This is a genomic window from Mangrovibacterium lignilyticum (assembly GCF_010882175.1).
Lineage (GTDB): Bacteria > Bacteroidota > Bacteroidia > Bacteroidales > Prolixibacteraceae > Mangrovibacterium > Mangrovibacterium lignilyticum.
In genome coordinates, this window is sequence record NZ_WKLH01000004.1 from 274,896 (window position 1) to 297,401 (window position 22,506).

12 protein-coding genes are annotated in these 22,506 nt (G+C 41.2%); 9 read left to right on the top strand and 3 right to left on the bottom strand.

The features are described 5' to 3' along the window. Window positions 1-54: 54 nt before the first annotated feature. Window positions 55-1,353 (bottom strand): citrate (Si)-synthase, encoded by a 1,299-nt coding sequence (locus GJV22_RS18805; protein ID WP_163717497.1) that lies wholly within the window; start codon window positions 1,351-1,353, stop codon window positions 55-57. A 172-nt stretch (window positions 1,354-1,525) separates the two neighbouring features. Then, window positions 1,526-1,738 (bottom strand): dodecin family protein, encoded by a 213-nt coding sequence (locus GJV22_RS18810; RefSeq protein WP_163717499.1) that lies wholly within the window; start codon window positions 1,736-1,738, stop codon window positions 1,526-1,528. 456 nt (window positions 1,739-2,194) lie between these two features. On the opposite strand from GJV22_RS18810, the gene GJV22_RS18815 reads away from it, so the two are divergent. From GJV22_RS18815 to GJV22_RS18855, 9 genes are all read left to right on the top strand, one after another. Beyond that, on the top strand, window positions 2,195-6,538 hold the full coding sequence (locus tag GJV22_RS18815; protein WP_163717501.1) for a hybrid sensor histidine kinase/response regulator transcription factor: 4,344 nt from the start codon (window positions 2,195-2,197) through the stop codon (window positions 6,536-6,538). Between the two features lie 155 nt (window positions 6,539-6,693). Next, complete coding sequence (locus GJV22_RS18820; protein WP_163717503.1) at window positions 6,694-6,972, top strand: hypothetical protein; 279 nt, start codon at window positions 6,694-6,696, stop codon at window positions 6,970-6,972. Window positions 6,973-7,070: 98 nt separating this feature from the next. Further along, window positions 7,071-9,239 (top strand): LamG domain-containing protein, encoded by a 2,169-nt coding sequence (locus tag GJV22_RS18825; protein ID WP_163717505.1) that lies wholly within the window; start codon window positions 7,071-7,073, stop codon window positions 9,237-9,239. A 31-nt stretch (window positions 9,240-9,270) separates the two neighbouring features. Then, window positions 9,271-12,381 carry a SusC/RagA family TonB-linked outer membrane protein gene (locus GJV22_RS18830; protein WP_205461951.1) on the top strand — a complete coding sequence of 1,037 codons (3,111 nt, stop codon included), beginning with the start codon at window positions 9,271-9,273 and terminating at the stop codon, window positions 12,379-12,381. Between the two features lie 6 nt (window positions 12,382-12,387). Further along, window positions 12,388-14,142 (top strand): RagB/SusD family nutrient uptake outer membrane protein, encoded by a 1,755-nt coding sequence (locus GJV22_RS18835; RefSeq protein WP_163717509.1) that lies wholly within the window; start codon window positions 12,388-12,390, stop codon window positions 14,140-14,142. Between the two features lie 80 nt (window positions 14,143-14,222). Further along, window positions 14,223-17,375, top strand: a complete 3,153-nt coding sequence (locus GJV22_RS18840) for a SusC/RagA family TonB-linked outer membrane protein (RefSeq protein ID WP_205461952.1) — start codon at window positions 14,223-14,225, stop codon at window positions 17,373-17,375. A 19-nt stretch (window positions 17,376-17,394) separates the two neighbouring features. After that, window positions 17,395-19,203, top strand: a complete 1,809-nt coding sequence (locus GJV22_RS18845; protein ID WP_163717513.1) for a RagB/SusD family nutrient uptake outer membrane protein — start codon at window positions 17,395-17,397, stop codon at window positions 19,201-19,203. A 160-nt stretch (window positions 19,204-19,363) separates the two neighbouring features. Next, window positions 19,364-20,971: an arabinan endo-1,5-alpha-L-arabinosidase gene (locus tag GJV22_RS18850; RefSeq protein WP_163717517.1), complete on the top strand. Its 1,608-nt coding sequence runs from the start codon at window positions 19,364-19,366 to the stop codon at window positions 20,969-20,971. A gap of 24 nt (window positions 20,972-20,995) precedes the next feature. Then, entirely contained in the window at window positions 20,996-22,015 is a 1,020-nt protein-coding gene (locus tag GJV22_RS18855; RefSeq protein ID WP_163717518.1) for an arabinan endo-1,5-alpha-L-arabinosidase, read from the top strand. Window positions 22,016-22,163: 148 nt separating this feature from the next. Here GJV22_RS18855 and GJV22_RS18860 read toward each other — a convergent pair whose 3' ends face one another. Then, complete coding sequence (locus tag GJV22_RS18860) at window positions 22,164-22,505, bottom strand: hypothetical protein (protein WP_163717521.1); 342 nt, start codon at window positions 22,503-22,505, stop codon at window positions 22,164-22,166. Between the last annotated feature and the right edge of the window lies 1 nt (window position 22,506).

Here is a 22,506-nt window from a genome sequence, read left to right on the forward strand (position 1 = left end):
AGATCTTACAATATTGAAAGCCGTTGCTCATAAGCAACGGCTTTTTTATTTTGGTTAACCAGCCACTGTTTGCGATTCGAAATAAGCTTTTAACCAAGCGTTGGTAACACTCTTTGGCCGGATAATTGGTTGGTGCATTCCGCGTGCAATCGTATTCTGTGCGCAGAAACCCAGTGTCCTTGAAATGCCAAACATGACGGTGTAAAATTCATAGTGCGTCATGCCATAGTGGTATAACAACGAGCCTGAGATTGCATCAACATTGGGCCATGGGTTCGAAATTTTTCCTTCTTTGTAAGTAGAAAGGATTTTTGGAACTACCTCAAACAGTTTTTTTACGGTTTGCAAGTAGGGCGATTCGCTGCAGTGTTTGTCACCGAATTTCATAAACGACGTGAATCGAGGGTCGGTTACCCGTAATACGGCATGTCCGTATCCCGGAATCACTTTCCCTTCGTCTAAGGTTCTTGTAACAAACTTCTGAACGTCTTCAAGCGATGGCCGGTTACCTAGCTCATCATGAATACTGGTGATAAAATGTAAACATTCCTGGTTCGCTAATCCATGCAGTGGGCCGGCCAGCCCATCTAGTCCTGCAGAGGTGGCGTAATAGATGTTCGATAGAGCTGAGTTGACAACTCTGGAGGTGAAAGCGCTGACATTTCCACCCTCATGATCGCAGTGCAAAACCAGATAAAGCCTGATTAGTTCGGCAAATGAAGGACTATGCCTGTTAAATCCGAGTCGGTAAGTTAAATTGTCGGCCAGGCTAAGCTCTTGCTCGGTATCAATAATTTCACCATTCATAAACAGGATCCGGTAAATTCCGGCTGCCAGCGCAGGTAGTTTCGCAATTAGGTTTAACGAATCTTCAAGGGTATATTTCCAGTAGTCTTCTTTCGAAAGGCCTGACTCATACTTATGCTTAAAGATCGATTCTCCCTCCATCGCCAAAATTCCCAAACTGAACATAGTCATCGGGTGGATATTTTTGGGAAGTGATTTTAGTGCTTTCCAAATGTACGCGGGAACTTGGCTTCTTTTAGCGAGTTCCACATTAAGTTCCTCTAGTTCTTCCGCATTCGGGAAAGAGCCGGTTACCAGCAGAAAAAAGATTTCTTCCGGGGTTTTGTCTTCAAATTCCGGAATTTCGTATCCACTGATGAAAAGCCCTTTATAAGGATCAACAAATGACGTGTTGCAGATAAGGCTTTTCATGCCCCTCATGCCACCCAACAGATTTTTAAATGTAATTTCACCAATTACCGCATTCGGGTGGTCCGAATACATTTGATTAAGTTCTTTTTCAAGATTTTCGATTCGTTGATGTACTTTTTCGATTAATTTTTCCATGACTATTGCATTTTGGTATCCATGCCCTTAATCGAATCTGACAGCAATGAACTACGATCTGTTCTGTTATGATTTAGGACATGCGATATGTCTTGTTTCCATTTTCTGTTTATAATTAAGAAATGCCTTTTTCACTTTCTCTGATAGCATGTAAAAAAGGCATTCCAAATGCTTAATGATGTCCTTCAAACTTGAAAGAGACTTTAAGTTTGGTTCGATATTCCAGTGTCCCGTCTTTCAGGTGAATGTCCATCGCTGAAACTTCTGCGATACGTAAATCGCGAAGAGATTCAGATGCTTTTAAAATGGCATTTTCAGCAGCTTTTTCCCAAGACTCACTACTGGATCCGATAAGTTCTATTACTTTGTAAACACTGTCTGACATATTAAACTCCTTTCTTATTTGGTTTTATTAGTTTGTACCTGAATTCGTGAAACTCAGTTTCGAAAAAATGGCTGTTTGACAATAGGATAGCACATAAAAAAGACAAAAAGTAGTCTGTCGTCGGCTTATTTCTGCGTTATAGTCTTGGTTCTATTTTATTCTATGATCCGGTTTCTGCCACTTCAATAAGCATAATGTCGTTTGATTGTTTCCATTTCGTCTCTGCAAATCAAGAATTCCCTGGCCAGGTCCAGTTCGTTTTTACTATTAATTCGTTTGAGTAACATTTGCTGAGCAGATTAATTTTGAGCTATTTCAAATTTTCGTATTTTCGACAGGCGTATTTAACCTGACTGTTCTAAAGTTTTTAGTATTGAAAGCGTTATAGGAAAATTTTCTTATTGCTTCAAACATATTCACAAATAGTAGGTTAGCTGCAATACAAATAACCGGACTATGTTCAAGCGCTTAAAACTATATTTTTCACTTCTCCTGATATGTATTTCATTTTCGGTCTGGTCTTTACCGGTTCAATTGAATGTTGAACATTTAAAATTTCAGTATTATACAACGAACGAAGGACTGTCACAAAATACGGTTGATTGTATCTTGAAAGATCAGCGGGGATTTATGTGGTTTGGAACATGGAATGGATTGTCAAAATTCGATGGATACTCATTTACCACTTTTCGCAGCGAATCAGATCCATCGGGCTTGCCGAGTAATTTTATTTATACCCTTTGTGAAGATCGGGACGGGAATATATGGGTGGGAACTAGAAAAGGACTAAGCCATTATATTTTTAATGAAAATCGGTTTTTTATTCCTAAAAACCTGGATCAAATCTTTTCATCTTTTACCATCAATGATTTGAAATTTGATGATAGTCAGCGTTTGTGGGTAGCTACTGAAAATAATGGCATTTGGGTCATTAACTTTTCCGGAGATAGTTCGGTTCGTAAGATTGACGATGAATTGCTTCCCGGTCGGAATATAAATTGTTTGTTATTTGAAGGCGACACTTTGTTTGTTGGGACAGATACCGGATTGGGTGTTATCGATATTGAAACCGAAACTGTTTTGACTGCTTATAGCAATTTGCAGCAGGCTGTTCGGATCCTCAATTCGAATTGCATTTGTGTTGATTCGCAGAAAAATATTTGGATCGGAACAAACTACGGACTTTTTCAGCATAACGAAGCTTCGGGGCAGGTTTACGAATATTATCACAACCCCGACAATCCGAATAGTTTGAACCACCTGGCAATTAACTCAATTGCAGAGGATGCAGGTCACATGATTATAGTTGGAACCTATAGCGGTCTGAATTTTTATCTCCCTTCTTCTAATTCGTTCACGCATCTTTCAACTGGCAATCTTGCTAATGAGCAACTAAATAATCCATTTGTCAATAGTTTGCTGGCAGATGACAAGGGGAATGTTTGGATTGGAACAGATAAAGGAGGGGTGAATCATTACAACAGTCATCAGAAACCATTTTATTCTTTTGTCCATGATCCGGCTAATGCCAACAGTTTGAGTCAGAATACCGTTAATTCTATTTTGAAAGAAGGTAATGTGCTTTGGGTTGGAACTGCCGGAGGAGGTTTGAATAAAGTGACTGGTAATGGAAAACGGGTTGAGCGAATAAATCTCGATCCCGGAACTACGACTTCAGTAGGGGATAACTTTGTGACATCAATCTACAGGGGGAGTGATGGAAGTCTTTGGTTAGGAACCTGGGGAGCCGGCTTGAAACGATTGGAATCTTACGATAGTAAAACGGTCGAACCCGTTTTGTCTGATGTTGCTAGCTTGTCTTCAAACTTTATTTCATCAGTTACTGAACTAAATAAAGATGTGTTATTGTTGGGAACAGAAGGAGGACTTGAGTTATTTACACCAAGCAGTGGTAACTTCCGGCATGTGGATTCAAAGGTTGATCGGGTGGAGCCTTTTGAGGTAGGATGTCTGTTGTTGGATTCGAAAGAACGCTTGTGGATTGGTACAAGAAAAGGTTTGTTTGAGTTGGATAGCAAGTATTTGAATGATTTCGATCAGGTTGACGATATTTCGTACCGTGTTTATGTGAATGATCCGAACGATGATTCCACTGTTGCCGGAAATTATATTATTTCTTTAATGGAAGCCAAAGACGGAACCATTTGGATTGGTACATACGGACATGGAGTTTGTTCGTTCTCAGAAGATGAAAGCGGGAAGGTTCAGTTTAAAAACTTTAACGAAGAAGATGGTTTATGTAATAATGTGACCTATGCGTTGGAAGAAGATTTATCAGGTAACATCTGGATCAGTACGGATAAAGGGTTATCTAAATTTACTCCGTCGGATAAAAAATTTCAGAATTTCTTCGTCAAAGATGGTTTGCTAAGCGATCAGTTTTACTGGGGGGCTTCCTGTTCCGATGATGACGGAAATCTCTATTTCGGTGGAATTGCAGGGTTGAATTATTTTAAAGCCGCTTCAATAGAAATGTATCAGGCCATCTCAAAGCCGGTATTTACTTCATTTTCAATTTTTAATGAACCTGTCCATATCGGTCAAAAATACCATTCCAGTGTCGTTTTAACCAAATCAATATCGCAAACGAAGGAATTGGAGCTTTCCTACAAGGATGCTGTTATTTCGATTGAGTTTTCGGCGTTGGACTATTTTCTTCCTGAAAAGGTGAAATATAAATACAAGATGGAAGGCGTCGATCAGGATTGGGTTGAAGTTCCCGCTTCCAGAAGATTCGCCAACTATACCAATCTTTCTGGGGGAAGCTACGTTTTTAAAGTTCGTGCTTCGAATAGTGATGGAGTTTGTTCGGATGAAACGGCTGAATTGAAGATAATTGTTCATCCTCCCTTCTACGAAACAGCATGGTTTCGTTTTTTAATATTGCTGTTTATCATCCTAGTTGTCATGACGTATATCCGTTATCGAACCCGTTTTTTACAGGAGCAAAAAAGGAAGTTGGAGGAACAGGTCAAAGAACGTACCGTGCAGATTGAGCTACAAAATGAAAAGCTGGAACTACAGGCCATTCGGGTACAACGAACCAATCAGCAATTGGAGGAAAGGCAGAAGCTCATTGAAGGACAAAAGGTTGAACTTGAGTTGCAGAATGAGAAAATCGGGCAACAGCGTGACGAGCTGATCGAACTGAATGAGAAAGTGAACCTGGTCAATCAGCTTCGCCTGCGTTTTTTTACCAATATTTCCCATGAATTCAGGACTCCGCTCACATTAATTATTGACCCGATTGAGCAGTTGATGAGAAAACTGAAGGATGATAAAAATGCCATCAACACCCTGAAAATTGTCAATAGAAACGCCCAGCGACTCTTACATTTAATCAATCAGTTGATTTATTTCCGTCGGCTCGAAACCGGGAAAATGAATCTGCATGTCAGTAAGGGAGATTTAAAAGTATTCTTATATCAGATTTATGAGTCCTTCGTTGACTTGGCGCAGCATCAACATATCGATTACCAGTTTCAAATGAACGAAAGGGATGAGGATACTTGGTTTGATGCAGAAAAACTGGAGAATATTTTTTACAATTTGCTTTCGAATGCCTTCAAATACACTTCCGAAAATGGTAAAATCAGCATGATCGTTCGGTTTGTTCAGAAACCGGGCTCGACTGATTTTGATGTACCACATGTTTGTATTGAGGTAATTGATAACGGGATTGGTATTGAAGAGGAACACATGCCATTTATTTTTGAGCGTTTTTATCAGGTAAGCCCTGAAAAGAATACAAGTTTGAAGAGTTCCGGAATTGGGTTGGCACTCACGTTCGAGCTAGTTAAAGCGCTGCATGGGAAAATAGATGTTGTTAGTCGCAAGGGGCAGGGGAGTCGTTTCATTGTTTATTTGCCATATACCGTCGATTGTTTTGAAGAAAAAGAGCTGGACCAAAGTACGGTTCCGGTAGAGGTTAACTTACAAGGACGCGTCGATGTGTTGCTTGAAAATATGACACAGGAAGAAGAACCAGAGGAATCGGAGAGCGTTCACGATGAACAGCCAAAGTCGAAACCCTTGGTGCTGATTGTTGAAGATAATTTTGATTTGAGAAGCTTTTTGATGCAAACCTTGCGTGCTGATTACCGGTTAATTGGTGCTGAAAACGGTAAAGAAGGTCTGGCGCTGGCTAAAAAATATTCGCCCGAACTGATTATTAGCGATGTGATGATGCCTCTTATGGATGGGATAGAATTGTGTAGTCGCCTGAAAAAAGATATCCAAACCAGTCATATCCCGGTTATTTTATTGACTGCCCAAAATATGATTGAAAATTGGATTGAGGGATTGGAGACCGGGGCTGATGACTATATCCCAAAGCCATTCAATTTGCAAGTGCTCCAAGCCCGCATGCAAAATTTGATAGACGGACGTCGGAGATTGAAGAAAATGTTCAGTAGTCCTCAGGATAGTCCGCTCGAAGAGATGACTAATAATCCTGTTGACGAAGAATTTCTGACCAAAGCGTATGCGATTCTCGAGAAGTTTTATCAAAATCCGGAATTCTCCGCTAGTCAGTTTGCCTCCGAAATGTTTGTGAGTCGCAGTCTTCTGTATAAAAAAATAAGGGCGATTACCGATCTTAATATTACTGATTTCATTAATTCGTTTAAGTTGAAGAAAGCGGTAGAATTGATACGGGAAAGCAAATTACCGATATCAGATATCGCTTTCCAGGTTGGTTTCAACGATCCAAAATACTTTAGCCGCATATTCCGAAAGTTCTATGGTATGAGTCCGACAGAATTTTCCTCTAAGTTGTAATTGGTTCATATATATCAGTTTATTGGTAGGGTGGACAGGTGGATTAAATGAATTCCTGTTTTGTCCACTTTGTTTCCGCAATAGTCCTCCTGACGCTTTTAAGTCGATTGTACTTTTATGATCGACTTAATTGAGAACTAATAAACCAAATACTTATGGAGAAAATGCAAGCTGTCTTTTTACACCTGCTTTTTTCTTTCGCAGGTTCATTTTACAGGCTACGGGCAAATCTGCTTGTCGCACAAAAATTCCGCATTAAAAATAATTACCAGGCAGGAGAACTCCTTCTTCCTGTTAATGGCCGTTTTACAGCGCCATTGTTTCAACCTGTTTCTGGTTTTGTTTTGCCTCAGGTTGTTAAAATGTTCAGGAGGAGAACCAATCTCAAAGCTGATGATGATGTGCGCATGTCCAAGTTTATTGGACAGGGATAAACAATGTCTTTTTAACAAAAGGATACGCTCGTTTAACGGTAGCGAAAATAATCTTAGACAATCCTATAGAAATTATAACTAATCCAAAATCTAAATTTATGAATAAAAAGAACAGATCAATAATGGTGTTAATCATTCTTGGTTTCGTTGGTTTATGGTCGTGCCAGGACTGGGGCGAAATGGATCCGGAAGCCGGGAATCAGGTTTATCCCAAGTTGGTATTAAAGGGGGAATATGAGTTTAACTCCGGATTTTCGGAAGATGCTATTCTTGGCTCATATGAAGGTGGTCAGGACCCAACGATTATACGAGACGACTTTAAAGGAAAAGTAGCTCAACTCTCCGGAGGGTATATTCAATTAGATAACCCGCTAAAAGATGCGAGTTTGCAGACCGGTGTATCACTGACAATGTGGGTTAAAACATCCGCAGATAACCTCAGTGGTGCTATTTTTTCCTTCGCAAATGAAGACAATACAGCTAATTTCTTTTTTGCACCAAACGGCTGGATGAGTTATTCCAGTGCTGCTGGTTCTTACGACGTGAATAACCCGGCGGACGGAGCAACCGATCTGCTCACTCCTGATGAATGGCATTACCTCGCTGTAATCGTCAAAAACGAAGGCTATTCAATTTATGTCGATGGAGAAATAAAATTGGAAGAAACCATTACAGATTTTGACTTCACTCAGGTTGTACAGGCATTTTCTGCCTATTCTTATTTATACCTGGGATATGGATCTACAGTGCAACCACTGACAACGTGGGTGGATGATGTATCGGTATATCGCAATATCATCACTGCGAGTCAGATTGCAGTTCCGGAAGTATCAAATGTTGGAGAACCTTATCAATTCCCTCCACGAGGAACTGTTGGTTATTACATGCTTGACAATAGCTTTGTTAACAGTTTAAACGACGGGCAGAGTGGCGAATTAATTACGAGTGAAACACAGGCCACTCCTTCAGATTTTGAAGTGGATGCTGATCGTGGAACTGTTTGGCATCAACAAGAAGGCTGGGCTGGTAATGCTAATGGCTGGGCTTATACTCGATTTGACAATCCTGTTAAAGGGCAAACAACTGAAGATGGAGTAAGTGTGAGCATGTGGATCAATCCTCCGGGATTAAACTGGTGGGATCAAATATTTGTACTGAACAACGGCACAGCAAAATTTTGGTTCAACGCGATCGGTTATATGGGCTTTCATGATGGTGGGGATGTTTGGTTCGATTGTAACCAAAATACAGATGAAAATGCATTGGAAGTTGGTGCGTGGACTTTTGTTACCATCAATGTAACATCGAGTGGTTTCGAGGTATATTATAATGGCGAACTCAAATTCGATAACGAAAATAATGGACAATTTGCAGGAACAATAACCGACTACAGTGTGATTGTTGATCTGTTAACAACATCTGATAATTTCTATTTAGGATATGAGTCATGGTGGAAAGCTGCACCGGCTTTGGTTGACGACATTTTCCTAATGACAAGACCGCTTACAGAAGATGAGATTAAAAACTTATATGCAGACACACAAAAGTCAAATGGAGGTGTAGTTACAAATCCATCGTATTTACCAGAACTGTTTGGTTATTATCCTCTTGATAATTCATTTGTTAACGCGTTGAATAGTAGTCAAGACGGAGAGCTAATTATAAGCGAAACGCAGGCTACACCATCTGATTTCGAGGACGATGCTGTTCGAGGAACAGTTTGGCATCAACAGGAAGGCTGGGCTGGACATGCGAACGGATGGGCATATACCCGATTCGACAATCCTTTGAAAGGTCAAACACCAGAAGAGGGTGTAAGTGTGAGTATGTGGCTTAATCCTCCTGCATTAAATTGGTGGGATCAGATATTTGTATTGAATGACGGCACTAGTAAATTCTGGTTCAATGCCATTGGTTATTTAGGTTATAATGGTACCGGTGGATATTTTGATTGTCAAAACAATAACGCAGATAATGCGCTGCCTGTTGGAGAATGGACTTTAGTAACTATTAATATTACAAATAGTGGATTTGAGGTTTATTACAATGGTGAATTAAAATTTGACCTCGAAAACAATGCTGCCTATGCAGGTGACATAACAGACTTTAGTAATGTCGTAAATATGTTCACTTCATCTGATAATTTCTATTTGGGATATGAATCATGGTGGAAAGCGGCTCCTGCTCTGGTTGATGACATTTACCTATGTGCAAGTCCGTTAACGGAAGAACAAGCGGTAGCCTTGTATAACGCAACCAAAAAATAATCTTAAGTCAAGATAATCAAATATGAAAAAAATGAGAACTTATATAACACCATACTTTCGATTGACAGGTATGATGATAATACTGATGTTCTTACTGACCGGGCAAAATCTCTTTGCCCAGTCGGTAAAAGTAAGTGGTATTGTCAAAGAAGCTACCGGAGAAACAATTATTGGTGCCACAGTTGTTGAGCAAGGTACTACTAACGGTACAATTACTGATTTTAACGGAGAATTCAATCTTACGCTTAGTAGCACTGATGCAGTAATCCAAATCAGCTTTATCGGGTTTAAAATGCAGGAAATTCCTTATAGTGGTCAGACATTTATCAATGTTGTTTTGAGCAAGGACGACAAGGAATTGGAAGAGGTGGTCATTGTTGGATATGGAGCGCAAAAGAAGGAGAGTATCGTTGGGGCAATTTCTCAACTGTCTTCCGACGAGATCTTGAACTCCCCCGCTGCCAACATTACTCAGGCTATCTCGGGTAAAATTCCAGGTGTAGTAACATCACAAACATCAGGAGCGCCAGGTGCCGACGATGCTCAAATTTATATCAGGGGACGTGCAACTTTCGCCGGAGATGGACAGCCGCTTGTTTTGGTAGACGGAGTAGAACGTTCGTTTTCACAAATAGCACCTGATGATATACAGGCGATATCTGTATTGAAAGATGCATCAGCAACTGCTGTGTATGGTGTGCGAGGCGCGAACGGTGTTATCCTGGTTACGACTAAACGGGGTCGCGATCAAAAACCAGTGGTTAGTTTAACCGCGAACTGGCAATCACAAAGTCCTACTCGTGAGAATACTTACCTGAACTCATATCAATCTGTTGTTTTATTAGAGGAAGCTTTGGCTAACGATAATTTACCATCTCAGTTTTCAGCTTCTGATATGGAGATGTATCGGAGATCATCTGCAGGAGAATTAAGTGGGGTGGATGCAACGCTTTATCCGAATGTTGATTGGTATGATACTATTTTACGTTCTTCAGCACCCGCTCAGAGATACAATGTAAATGTTCAGGGCGGAACAAAAAGAATGCGCTACTTCACTTCCGGTGAGTTTTACGATCAACAAGGATTATATAAAGATTTAAGCTTGGATAAATTCGGAAATAAATCAAATACCAGTTTCCGCAGGTATGCTTTTCGTGCCAATCTTGATTTCTTGCTGACCGAAAATCTTACAGCGTCCATCAATTTTGGAACACGTTTCGAAGAACGGAACGGACCGAATACCAGTGAAAGTTCGACTTACAGTGAAGTGTTCTACGAGTTGAATCACACACCCGGATGGCTTTTCCCTGTAAGTTATACCATCCCTGATGGTGATACAGAAAGAACATTATATGGTGGTAGTTCACAATACCAAAATAATATAGCAGCACGATTGGGTAAAGCAGGTTTCTATAAAGCTACCAACACCATTAGTGAAACCAATTTCATTTTGGATTATAAAATGGATTGGCTTACCGAAGGATTAAAAGCCAAGGCAATGATGTCTTTCGACTATGACGGATATTATAATCGAAAATTTACAGCAGACTTTGCGACATATGAACTGAATGACAGAACGAATTACGAATCCATTGATGCGTACAATCAATTCAATAGTGATACCGAATTAGCTTATGCAGGAAATAACCAGACCACAACCTGGAAGCTTTATTTTGAATATCAACTGAACTACGCCCGGAAATTTGGTAAGCACGATGTAACTGCCATGATGTTGTACAACCAGAACGACTATCATTATCAGGCAGAATTAGCACAACGTTACCAAGGGCTAGTTGGACGTGTTACCTACGGTTATGATGATCGCTACTTAGTTGAAGTCAATGCCGGTTATAACGGTTCTGAGAACTTCATGAAAGGCAATCGTTTCGGATTTTTCCCATCTTTTTCCGTTGGTTGGAGAATCAGTAATGAAGAGTTTATGAGTTCAACAGAGGATTGGCTAAATAACCTTAAAATACGTGCATCCTACGGACAGGTTGGTAACGATATTTATTTGGTAAATGGAGTGAAGCAGCGCTTTTTGTATGAACAGAAATGGTCGCAAATTGGTAATGATTATTACTTCGGATCAACCGGATATACTGGTATTTATGAAGGGCAATACCCGAACTATGGTGTAACCTGGGAACGTGCCAATAAATATAATTTGGGTGTTGAGTTTGGTTTATGGGACGGGTTACTTTATGGTAATGTCGACGTCTTTAGCGAAGAACGAAACAATATCCTAACCCAGTTTCTTACTCGTCCGGAGTGGGTGGGGGTAACCATGGCTGCTGGTAATCTTGGTAAAACCAAGAATAACGGTTATGAAATTGAGCTGAAGCATACAAATCAAATTGGTGATAATTTTAATTACACAGTAGGTTTAACTTATGCTCATGCGAAGAATGAGATTAAGGATATGGACGAGCCTGACTTAAAAACGGATTACAGAAAAAGAGAGGGGCATCCAATTGATCAATACTTCGGCTTACTATGTGATGGATTTATTACTTCAGAAGATTTAGCAAATCCTGATCTTCCGGTTTCGACTTATGGCGATGTTCAGGTAGGTGACTTGAAGTATCGTGATATGAATGAAGATGGATTTATCGATGGACGAGATGAAACAGTCATTGGATTTAGTACAGTTCCGGAAAACACTTATTCACTTTCATTGGGCTGTAATTACAAAGGTTGGGGATTCAATGTTATGTTCCAGGGGGTTGATCATGTGAGTCGTTACTATGACGCTGAAGCGATGTATGGATTTGTTGATGGAGGTAAGGTGAAAGAACATCATCTGGATCGTTGGGATCCTTCCCAAACAGAGGCCTACAACCTGGCCAACGCCAAATATCCACTCTTACACTATGATAGTAACGGAGATCATAATCAGCAGTTAAACTCTTATTTCCTGCAAAATGGAGCCTTTGTGCGATTGAAGAATATCGAGGTAAGTTATACGCTGCCTGATAGATGGATTAAGTCGGTAGGGATGAGTGACTGTCGTTTGTATGTAAATGCAAATAATCTCATTACCTGGGATCATTTGGACGGTATTTCTGATCCTGAAAGTAACGGGTCTAACCGCTATCCTATTATGAAAACAATTAATTGTGGAGTTAATCTAAAATTCTAGCAAGTCATGAATAAGATTTTAATATATATAATCGTAGGGATCTCAGCCGTTACATTGACCTCCTGCGAAGACATGTTTGGGGGTTTCCTGGATAAGCAACCAAGTAACGAGTTAACCGAAGAACAAGTTTTTGGTGACTGGGAAACGACAAAACAGTTCCATTTTGACACCTATAATTTTTTACGTCATGGTGCGGAACGAATTAATCGTTCTTGGTTGGATGCTGCTACGGATTTAGCCGAGACCAGTTTTTCAAACGCAGGCGTTCGGACAACCTTGAACATCGGGAATTACTACGGAACCGGAGGCTCAGCTGAATTGACAGCAACATGGGAGCATTATTATCGCGGTATTCGTAAGTGCAATATGATTTTAACACGTATCGACAGTGTTCCTCAAGCGTCTGATTTAAGTGATGATAAATATGAAATAGATAAATTAAACTATAAGTCGGAAGCTCGTTTTTTGCGTGCCTACTTCTATTGGGAAATGTTTTTACGTTACGGCCCCATTCCAATCGTAACTAATGTGCTTGACCCGAATGGCGACTTACTGAGCAACTACACAACACGTCCTACAATTAAGGAATACGTGGTAGACTTCATTTTGCCTGAATTACAAGAATGTGAATCTGGTTTGATGTCGTATGACGACGGTGTGAAAGCAGCCAATGCCGGCCGGATCAGTATGCCAATGGCACGGGCCTTATATTCCCGGATCATGCTGTTTATGGCCAGTGACCGGTTCAGCGGTGAATCGGGCATTACCTGGGCCGAAGCAGCATATGCCTCAAAAAGTTTCATGGATGACTACGGCGCTAACTATGGATTATTCACTGGAACTGACGGAAAAACTGCCTATACAAATGCAATCTTGAGAACTCCCTACGAAGGAGGAAACAACGAAGTTATCTTTTTCCGTAATGATGTAACAATTGGATGGAGCGCTATCGAGAATGATACTCCCGTGGGAGAAGGTGGCAATGGAGGTTTGTGTCCTTCACAAAACCTGGTTGACATGTACGATATGGCAGATGGTTCTTCCCCTTTCGCATCTTATGATGAAACAGGAGCACCGGTTTATTCCGGAGCAACAACCCCTGCGATTAATGCATCCAGTGGATATACCGACGCAACTCAATGGACCAACCGTGATCCGCGTTTGGCAGCTACCGTTTTACATCATGGTATAAGCTGGGGTAATGGAACAATAAATGTTATTAAAGGGCAGCGCGATAACCCGATAGGTAATGCCAATGCAACTCCGACTGGTTACTATACGCGTAAGTATATTCCTGAAAACATATTGAGTGCAGTACACACTGGTTCCAGCTACCGCAATTGGATTATCATTCGTTACGCAGAAATCTTATTGAATTATGCTGAAGCAATCAATGAAGTGAATGGACCTTCTTCTGAGGTATATGATGCTTTGGATCTGATTCGTCATCGGGCAGGCATTACCGGTAATCTGGAAGATCGCTCTGATTTGACTTCCTCTAAAGCTGCTATGAGAAATTTCATTCGTAAGGAGAGAACTGTCGAACTGGCATTCGAAGAGCATCGGTTCTGGGATGTTCGACGTTGGAATGTCGCTACGAAAGCACTTTCACGCGATATATATGGTATTGATGTTGCCTCAGAGGGTACGATCTCGCGAAAAGTAGCGCAAAGTCGAGTATTCGAAGATAAAATGTACCTCTATCCAATTCCTGAGGCGGAAGTTTGGAAAACCGATATTGACAACAATCCAGGGTGGTAATCCTTTAATTGACTAATACTATGCATAATATAATAAAAGATATAAGTAACAATTTGGCAGGGGCTTTAAAGCTATTGCTGATGAGCATATTTTTCCTGACTGCGATCTCAGGTTTTGCGCAACAGGAAAAAGTCTTGACCGGGCGAATCGTCGATCCCCAGGGAAATCCAGTTTCCGGTGTAATCGTTAATGTTGCTGAATCAAGCCGCATTTCGTTATCAGATAGCGACGGAAATTTTAGTTTGACAAGAGTAAAGGACGGCGAAGAAATTATATTCTCGCTAATTGGCTATAAAAACGCAGTTGAAACTGCTGATTTCGGTGGTAGTTTCGAAATTATAATGGAGCCGGATTTGGATGAATACACACACACAACCCCGGTAGCCTTTGGCCGCAAGCAAAAGAAATTTGTTACTGAAGCTACTTCGTCGGTGACTGGTGAAGAGCTGGAACGGTTTCCAATTACTGTTTTACAAAATGCTTTCACATCAACGGTTAATGGCGTCGAGACTTACGAATGGGCAAGTGAGCCTGGTTGGTCGGAAACAGCGATCTATATTCGTGGATTAAGAACGATGAATAGCAGTGCCCGGTCTCCCTTGGTTATCGTAGACGATGTTGAGCGTGACTTGTCGTTCTTGGATGCATATCCAATCGAGAAAATTACAATTCTGAAGGATGCTGCATCTACCGCTATTTATGGTATGCGCGGGGCTAACGGCGCGATTCTGGTAACAACAAAGCGCGGTGAAGCCGGACGTACAAGAATAACCATCAATCAGGAAGTTGGTGTGCAAACACTAACAGGGAAGATGGAGACGCAGAATTCTTATAATATGGCTTTGACCCGGAATCAGGTAAGATATCTGGATGGAAAAGATCCATTGTACAATGCCGACCAGATTGATATGTATCGTCGTGTAAGTAATGGTGAAAAGTTAACAGGAATCGATCAGTACAAATATTTCAATACCAACTGGTATGAAGAACTATACCGCGAAACTGCACCGACGACCAAAACCAATGTATCGGTTAGCGGTGGAAATAAAACTGCCCGTTATTATGTTTCTTTATCGCATTTATTCCAATCGGGTATGTGGAATGATAAATGGACAGAATATAACGATGGGTTTAGCACTCAACATAAACTGAATCGTTATAATCTTAGGTCAAATATCGACATTGATGTCAACAAATATCTGAACGTATCTTTGGATCTGGGCGGGCGTATCGACAATATCTCGCAGCCTCTTACAGGGGTCTTTAGCATCGTAACTTTTGGGGCAGTTGAAGCCAACCCGATGGAACCTGTATATAATCCGGATGGATCAATATACGCATCAAGTACTGCAGCTAACGCAGGGCGTTTGCTGGCATCTTCCGGAATAAACAAGAACCGTCGTCGTAACTTATACAGTACTGTTAATTTAACCGGTAATCTGGATGAACTCGTGAAAGGATTGAAAGCAAACGCAATTGTGAGTTTTGATGCCTACGAGACTTTCATGACCCAACAAACGAATAATGTAAACTCTTATAACTACGATTATACGAACTCGGATGTGACAGATGTTTCGGAGTTTACCTACACTCGTTTCTCAACTTATTCGGCATTGTCGAATCCATCAACTTCACCGCGCGACTACTATTATAACATCAATTTCAGGACCGGCTTGAGTTACGATAATAGGTTTGGTAAACATGCTGTGAATGCGCAGGCTTTTATTCGTACATACAAGAACGTTTCCCATGGTTCCGAATCATCTAATCGATTCTTATCCTACAACGGTCAAGCGACTTACGTATACGACAGCCGATATATTTTATCAGGTAATGTGTCGTATATGGGATGTGACAACTTTGCTGATGGTGAGCGTTTTGGTTTGTTCCCCGGTGGTTCTGTCGGTTGGGTTTTATCAGAGGAATCCTGGATGGACAACAAAAACATCAATTTGTTAAAGCTGAGAGCATCCTATGGTCGTGCCGGGCAATCGACAACCGGAGCCGGTAGATATCCTTACCAAGGGACCTATGCTTCAGGGACAGGTTATTCATTTGGTACTTCTCAGTCATACATTTCCGGCGTATATGAAAGTGCGGCAGGAAACTACAACAGCAAATGGGAAATTTCAGACATGGCGAACCTTGGATTGGATTTCGATTTCTTCCACAAGAAATTATTCGGTGCTGTCGATGTTTTCAAGGAATGGCGTTCCAATATCTTGGTTGAACGTTCTACTGTTCCTACGCTATTGGGTGTTTCAGCACCTGATGATTCCTACGGTAAGGTAGAAAGCAGAGGTTTCGAATTATCACTTGGACACCAGAATCATATTGGCGATTTCAAATACTATATACAAGGTCAGTTAACCTGGAACACCAACAAAATAACTGAGATGGACGAGTTGGAACCCAACGTTGAATGGCAACGGAAAACAGGAAAGAGAATCTATGATAACACCTCAGTTGCCGCTCTGTATGAACAGTCTTTTAACAATACGGTAGGTGGATGGAATGTATATAAGTTTGAGCAGTGGGCGAGCGATCCTGACAAAATTGCAAGCAGTTATCAGGATGCGATCGACAACCCGGACAAATATCCATACCATACTGCATCGGGTACAGGTCAGGCTTTAGGTACTGCCGTTTTTAAAGATTTAGACGGAGACCGTAAAATCGACTCTAATGATATGACGCCAGATTCTTATACTATGATTCCTGAATTGGTACCAACTGTAAATATTGGATTTGAATGGAAGGGTTTTGATGCCCGTGTTATAATGACTGCTTATTTAAACCGTTCAGTATTCTTATCTCCTTCTATCAGTTATTCGGGATGGAGTAACATGGGAACGCACGAGGTTACTAAAGCCTGGGGTTATTATAATGATGATCCTAGCGATCCACGTAATATCAATGCACTTTATCCAAGACCTACTTATGGCGGTTTCGATGTTATTGACAGCGACAGGGGATCTGGTACATACCAAAACGACGTTTGGGTGAAAAGCGGTGACTTCTTATCTCTCCGCAATGTAGAGATTGGTTATTCGTTGCCAAAAGAGTTAATCGCCAAGGTAAATATGACGCAATGTCGAATTTACTTCAGCGGGTATAATTTGCACACATTCAGTAATCTGCCTGATGGTGTCGATCCTGAAAAACCGATGAGTTATGTGTGGTGGTATCCTAAGACGCGTACTTTCTCAATGGGTGTAAAAATTGGTTTCTAATTTGAAAAACTAGATTAAAATGAATAAGTTAACATTATATATTGCAAGTGCGTTATTTGCCGTCGGTTTGTCCGCGTGTAGCACTTATCTTGATAAGGAATATGATATTTCGTTAGCTGAAGATCAGGTATTCTCTAATGAAGAAAATACGCGTGGCTTCCTGGCTAATATTTATACGAACCTACCCGATGGGTTCAGTGGCTATACCAACGGACAGTTTTTGGGGGCCTCTCGCGATTGTATGACCGACAATGCGATTTCTTACTGGAATGTGCATTATTATCACGGTGTACTGACTGACAGTTATGATGCAACAAACCATCCTCTTCTTGGATTTTGGTCCGATAATTTGAGTGCAATCAGAAAGGCCAATCAATTTCTTAAAAATGCGAATGAATCTGTAATTGGTAACGTGGAGAAAAGTGGTGATGATAACCACTTATATGACCGTAATATGGCGGAAGCCAAGTTATTACGTGCTATCTTTCATTTCGAACTCGTTCGCTGGTTTGGAGCTGCGCCAATTATCGGCGAAGATGAGGAAGGAACTCCTATTGTATTCGATTTGAGTAATCCAGGGGCGATGAATATGGAGCGTACTGATGCTGCCGATGCATTAAAATGGATCGCGGATCAGTGTGATTTAGTGAAAGATGAATTGCCTTTTCGTTACGAAGACGAGACTCAAAATTGGGGCCGGATGAATGGTGCCGCTGCTTATGCTTTAAAATCGCGAGCGCTACTTTATCGGGCGTCACCGCTGAATAATCCTTCTAATAATTCAACTTATTGGACTGAAGCTGCTCAGGCAGCCAAGGATTTTATTACGGCGAATAATAAACAAAGTAATCCTTATAAACTGTATAATACAGGCAACCCGGATAACGATTATTACGAATGCTTTGTTACAACTCCGACGCTGAATGATGAATTTATTCTTTCTCGCTCTACTTGGACAACAAATGCAATTGAAGTCTTCTTAGCACCTTGTGGCTTTAGTGGGTCACTAAACTCTGTTGGCCGTACTAATCCAACTCAAAACTTGGTTGATTGCTACGAAACGAAGAATGGATTGCCAATTGATGAGGATCCGACCTATGACGATCAGAATCCATATGCTAACCGAGACCCTCGTCTAGAGCAAACAATTCTTCACCACGGTTCTATGTGGGGAGATAAAGAACAGGAAGAGTATCGTGCTGTCGATGTTTCTACACCGGACGGAGTCGATTACCAAGAGCTTCACGGTGGTACATTGACCGGATACTACACGAAGAAATTCCTGAACAATATTTCGTTTAAGAACCCGACGACACCTATTCATGCCTGGCCAATTTTTCGCTACGGTGAAATCTTGTTGAATGCAGCAGAAGCGGTTAACGAAGCTGAAGGTCCAAGTGCTGCATACACATACATCAATGAACTTAGAGAGCGTGTGGGGATGCCGGACTATTCAGGGATGTCGAAAGAAGAATTTCGTGAGCGGATTCGCAATGAACGTAGGATCGAATTATGCTTCGAAGATCATAGATTCTTTGATGAACGCCGCTGGAAGATTTTTGAAGGACAGAGCGTGTCTTCGGAGACAGGGAAGCCAATGTATCAGCAGTATTACAATTTGTACGGCGTAACGGTAACCAATCCAAGTAGTCCTTCTTACGAATACGGACCAGCCGACGCACATCCAACGCGTTCATTTACAAGTCCGAAAAACTATTTATTCCCACTGCCGGATGATGAAGTAAAACGTGCACCTAATTTGGGGCAAAACCCCGGATGGGAGCTTTCAGCATCTTCAGAAGAAGAAGTTTCTGGCACTACCGAATAATAATATCAAATACTTAGGGAGCGTAAAAGGACTAATTAACCTTTTGCGCTCCTTAAGAATTACTACTGGAAAATGGGGCTTGGGCAACTGTCTTTCTATGCGTGAATTCCACCTGTTAGGTTGAGTGGCAGTTTTTATCGAGCAAAAAAATGAATATAAAATGAGAATAAAATTATTATTGGCTTTTTTCGCATATCTATTGGTGGCTTATTCATGTGGAGAAGATAATCTGACTCCGGAACTTCCGGATATTGAAGAAGAGGAAGATTTGCTGGCTGATTATCAAGGTCCGACATATGCCGATGATTATTCTGCCATCGCTTCATGGGCCAACAGGAGTAGTTGGAATTTGGCGAATGTACATGATCCCAGTGTCGTTTTCGATGGTAAATATTATTACATGTACGGAACCGATGCTTCGTACGGTAATGCGCATGAAGGTCATGGTCACTTTCTGTACCGAAAGTCGGAAGATCTTGTAAACTGGAATTTCGAGGGCGCGGCTATGTCCGAAACACCCGCCTGGGTTAAAGACACACTCAATAATATGCGGGCACGTGTCGGTTTAAGTCCAATCAATGACCCTGTTTTTGGGCACTGGGCCCCGGTCGTTCGGAAAGTCGGCGACAAATACCGAATGTATTACAGCATTGTTGTGGACAATTACATTGGCAATGGTTTACCAAACACCGCTGCGAATTTTGATAACACCTGGACCGAAAAAGCATTTATCGGAATGATGGAGACTTCCAGTCCGTTGTTGAATAGCTGGGAAGATAAAGGGATGGTAATTTGCTCTGTCTCCGACCGCGGAACAAACTGGGATCGATCGTCCACCGGCGATTGGAGTGGCTACTTTAAGTACAATGCAATTGACCCGTCATTTATTGTTACACCCGAGGGGGAGCACTGGCTCATTTACGGTTCATGGCACAGTGGTATTGCAGCGCTTCAGTTGGATCCTGCAACAGGCTTGCCTTTAAATGAATTTGATATCAATGACGAAACAACCTGGGGAACGCATATTTATACCAGGACGAGCGGTTCGAGATGGCAAGCTTCCGAAGGACCAGAGATCATTTATAATGAAGAGACGGGATACTATTATCTGTTTTTAGCATACGATGAACTTTCTGTTGCATACAACACAAGAGTATGCCGAGCCACGAACATTACGGGGCCTTATTACACATATAGTGGAGCGAATATTACGAACGGAGGAGAGGTTTATCCAATCCTTACTCATCCCTATGCATTTAACAACCATTCCGGTTGGGTCGGGATTTCGCACTGCTGTATTTTCCAGAATGAAGAAACAGGTGACTGGTACTATTCATCGCAAGGACGTTTACCCGCAAACACAAATGGCAATGAATATAGCAATGCCATTATGATGGGGCATGTTCGGAAAATTCGTTGGACTGAAGACGGTTGGCCGGTAGTTATGCCGGAAAGGTATGCGGTTGTGCCGGATATCGAAATTAGTGAAGATGAACTTATCGGAAGCTGGGAGCATATTACGCTTAACTATGAATTTCAAACACAACAAAAGTCAGTTATATTAACCTTGTCTGCAAATTATAAGGCGACTGGAGCGATTACGGGAACTTGGTCGTTTGATGCAGCCAGTAAGGTTCTGACAATTGGGAACCAGAAATTATGTGTAGAACGGGAGCTCGATTGGGAAGAATCCCCCAGAGTACCGACTATCGTTTTTTCAGGTCTAAATTCTTCCGGAGTTTCTATTTGGGGGAAGAAAACAAATTAGTCAAGAACAGAAAATTTGTAAGATATGAAATTATTAAAGGTTTCAAATATTGCATGGATAGCGGTGTTTGTTGCTTTGCTTAGTGCAAAATCACTTAGTGCACAATCCACTATTGTACACGACCCGGTAATGATTCGGGAGAATTCGACTTATTATTTGTTTGCAACCGGCTTGGGAATTGATGTTTTGTCTTCAGCCGATATGATTAACTGGACAAAGGAGAAGCCGGTTTTTGAGTCAGGTCCCCAGTGGGCTATCGATGCTGTTCCCGGCTTTAAAGGTCATATTTGGGCCCCCGATATTTCGTACCATAATGGCCAGTACTATTTGTATTATTCGGTCTCAGCTTTTGGTAAAAATACGTCCTGTATCGGTGTCGCCACAAATAAAACACTGGACCCGGATGACCCCGGGTTTAAGTGGGTCGATCATGGTAAAGTCATCCAGTCCTTTCCGGGACAAACTGAATGGAATGCCATTGATCCGAACCTGGTTGTAGACAGAGATGGAACACCCTATTTGTTTTTCGGTTCCTTTTGGGATGGTCTGAAACGTGTTAAAATGAAGCATGATTTGTTGTCCGTGGATGAAGATGCAAATGCGATTCCGACAGTCGCATCACGGGCGAAAAGTTCAGACGAAACTAATACTTCATCAGTTGATGAAAACGCGGCCGATGCTGGCGTAAACGCAATTGAGGCACCTTTTGTATTTCAAAAAGGCGACTACTACTATTTCTTTGCTTCAATTGATTTTTGCTGTAGAGGGGTGAAAAGTTCATACAAGATGATCGTCGGTCGCTCAAAATCATTGACTGGAAAGTTTGTTGATAAGGACGGTGAAAATATGGCACAGGGAGGTGGAAGTATCGTATTGCAAGGTGATGAAAACTGGCACGGCGTAGGACACAATGGCGTGGTTAGTTTCGATGGAAAAGATTACCTGGTGTTTCATGGCTATGATGCCAAAGATGGCGGACATCCCAAATTATTGATTCGCGAAATCACTTGGGATGCAAACCTCTGGCCCGTTGTGGAGCTTTAACCCAGACCCGACAATATTTACGGGCCTATACAAGAAGGCGAAATAACTAAAAGAAAGTTTGATCATTTATCTAATAATGAAAAATCCCTGCTCGGTTTTTATATCAGGCAGGGATTTTTTAGTTGAAAATAAATCCTCAAAAATTTTACTAGTTTAAATGAATAAGTGACATCAATTCTTTTTGGTAGAGAGGCTTCAGTTCGTTGACAATCTTTTGTGATTGCTCGTTTCCATCCAATGCTTCCTCTTTTTTGGTCATGTAATACCGGAAGGAGAAGTTTAACATTTCATCAATGTGTTGATCTTTGTATGGGTGAATGTAATGAAGCAGTTCTGTACTTCTTTTTAACCCTGCATAAAACAGTTCATTTTCTTTGTCCGTCCGTACTTTCATAGCAGCTAGTTGATGTACGGAACGATATAGTTTGCGGAACTCTTCCAAGTTGATTTTAAAACCAACTGATTTTCCTTTTAAATTAGCATTTCTCATG

Coding starts and splice junctions, on each gene's coding strand:
- GJV22_RS18860 (WP_163717521.1), bottom strand. CDS start 22,505: ATGAGAAATGCTAATTTAAAAGGAAAATCAGTTGGTTTTAAAATCAAC.
- GJV22_RS18810 (WP_163717499.1), bottom strand. CDS start 1,738: ATGTCAGACAGTGTTTACAAAGTAATAGAACTTATCGGATCCAGTAGT.
- GJV22_RS18805 (WP_163717497.1), bottom strand. CDS start 1,353: ATGGAAAAATTAATCGAAAAAGTACATCAACGAATCGAAAATCTTGAA.
- GJV22_RS18820 (WP_163717503.1), top strand. CDS start 6,694: ATGGAGAAAATGCAAGCTGTCTTTTTACACCTGCTTTTTTCTTTCGCA.
- GJV22_RS18830 (WP_205461951.1), top strand. CDS start 9,271: ATGAGAACTTATATAACACCATACTTTCGATTGACAGGTATGATGATA.
- GJV22_RS18815 (WP_163717501.1), top strand. CDS start 2,195: ATGTTCAAGCGCTTAAAACTATATTTTTCACTTCTCCTGATATGTATT.
- GJV22_RS18825 (WP_163717505.1), top strand. CDS start 7,071: ATGAATAAAAAGAACAGATCAATAATGGTGTTAATCATTCTTGGTTTC.
- GJV22_RS18845 (WP_163717513.1), top strand. CDS start 17,395: ATGAATAAGTTAACATTATATATTGCAAGTGCGTTATTTGCCGTCGGT.
- GJV22_RS18850 (WP_163717517.1), top strand. CDS start 19,364: ATGAGAATAAAATTATTATTGGCTTTTTTCGCATATCTATTGGTGGCT.
- GJV22_RS18855 (WP_163717518.1), top strand. CDS start 20,996: ATGAAATTATTAAAGGTTTCAAATATTGCATGGATAGCGGTGTTTGTT.
- GJV22_RS18840 (WP_205461952.1), top strand. CDS start 14,223: ATGAGCATATTTTTCCTGACTGCGATCTCAGGTTTTGCGCAACAGGAA.
- GJV22_RS18835 (WP_163717509.1), top strand. CDS start 12,388: ATGAATAAGATTTTAATATATATAATCGTAGGGATCTCAGCCGTTACA.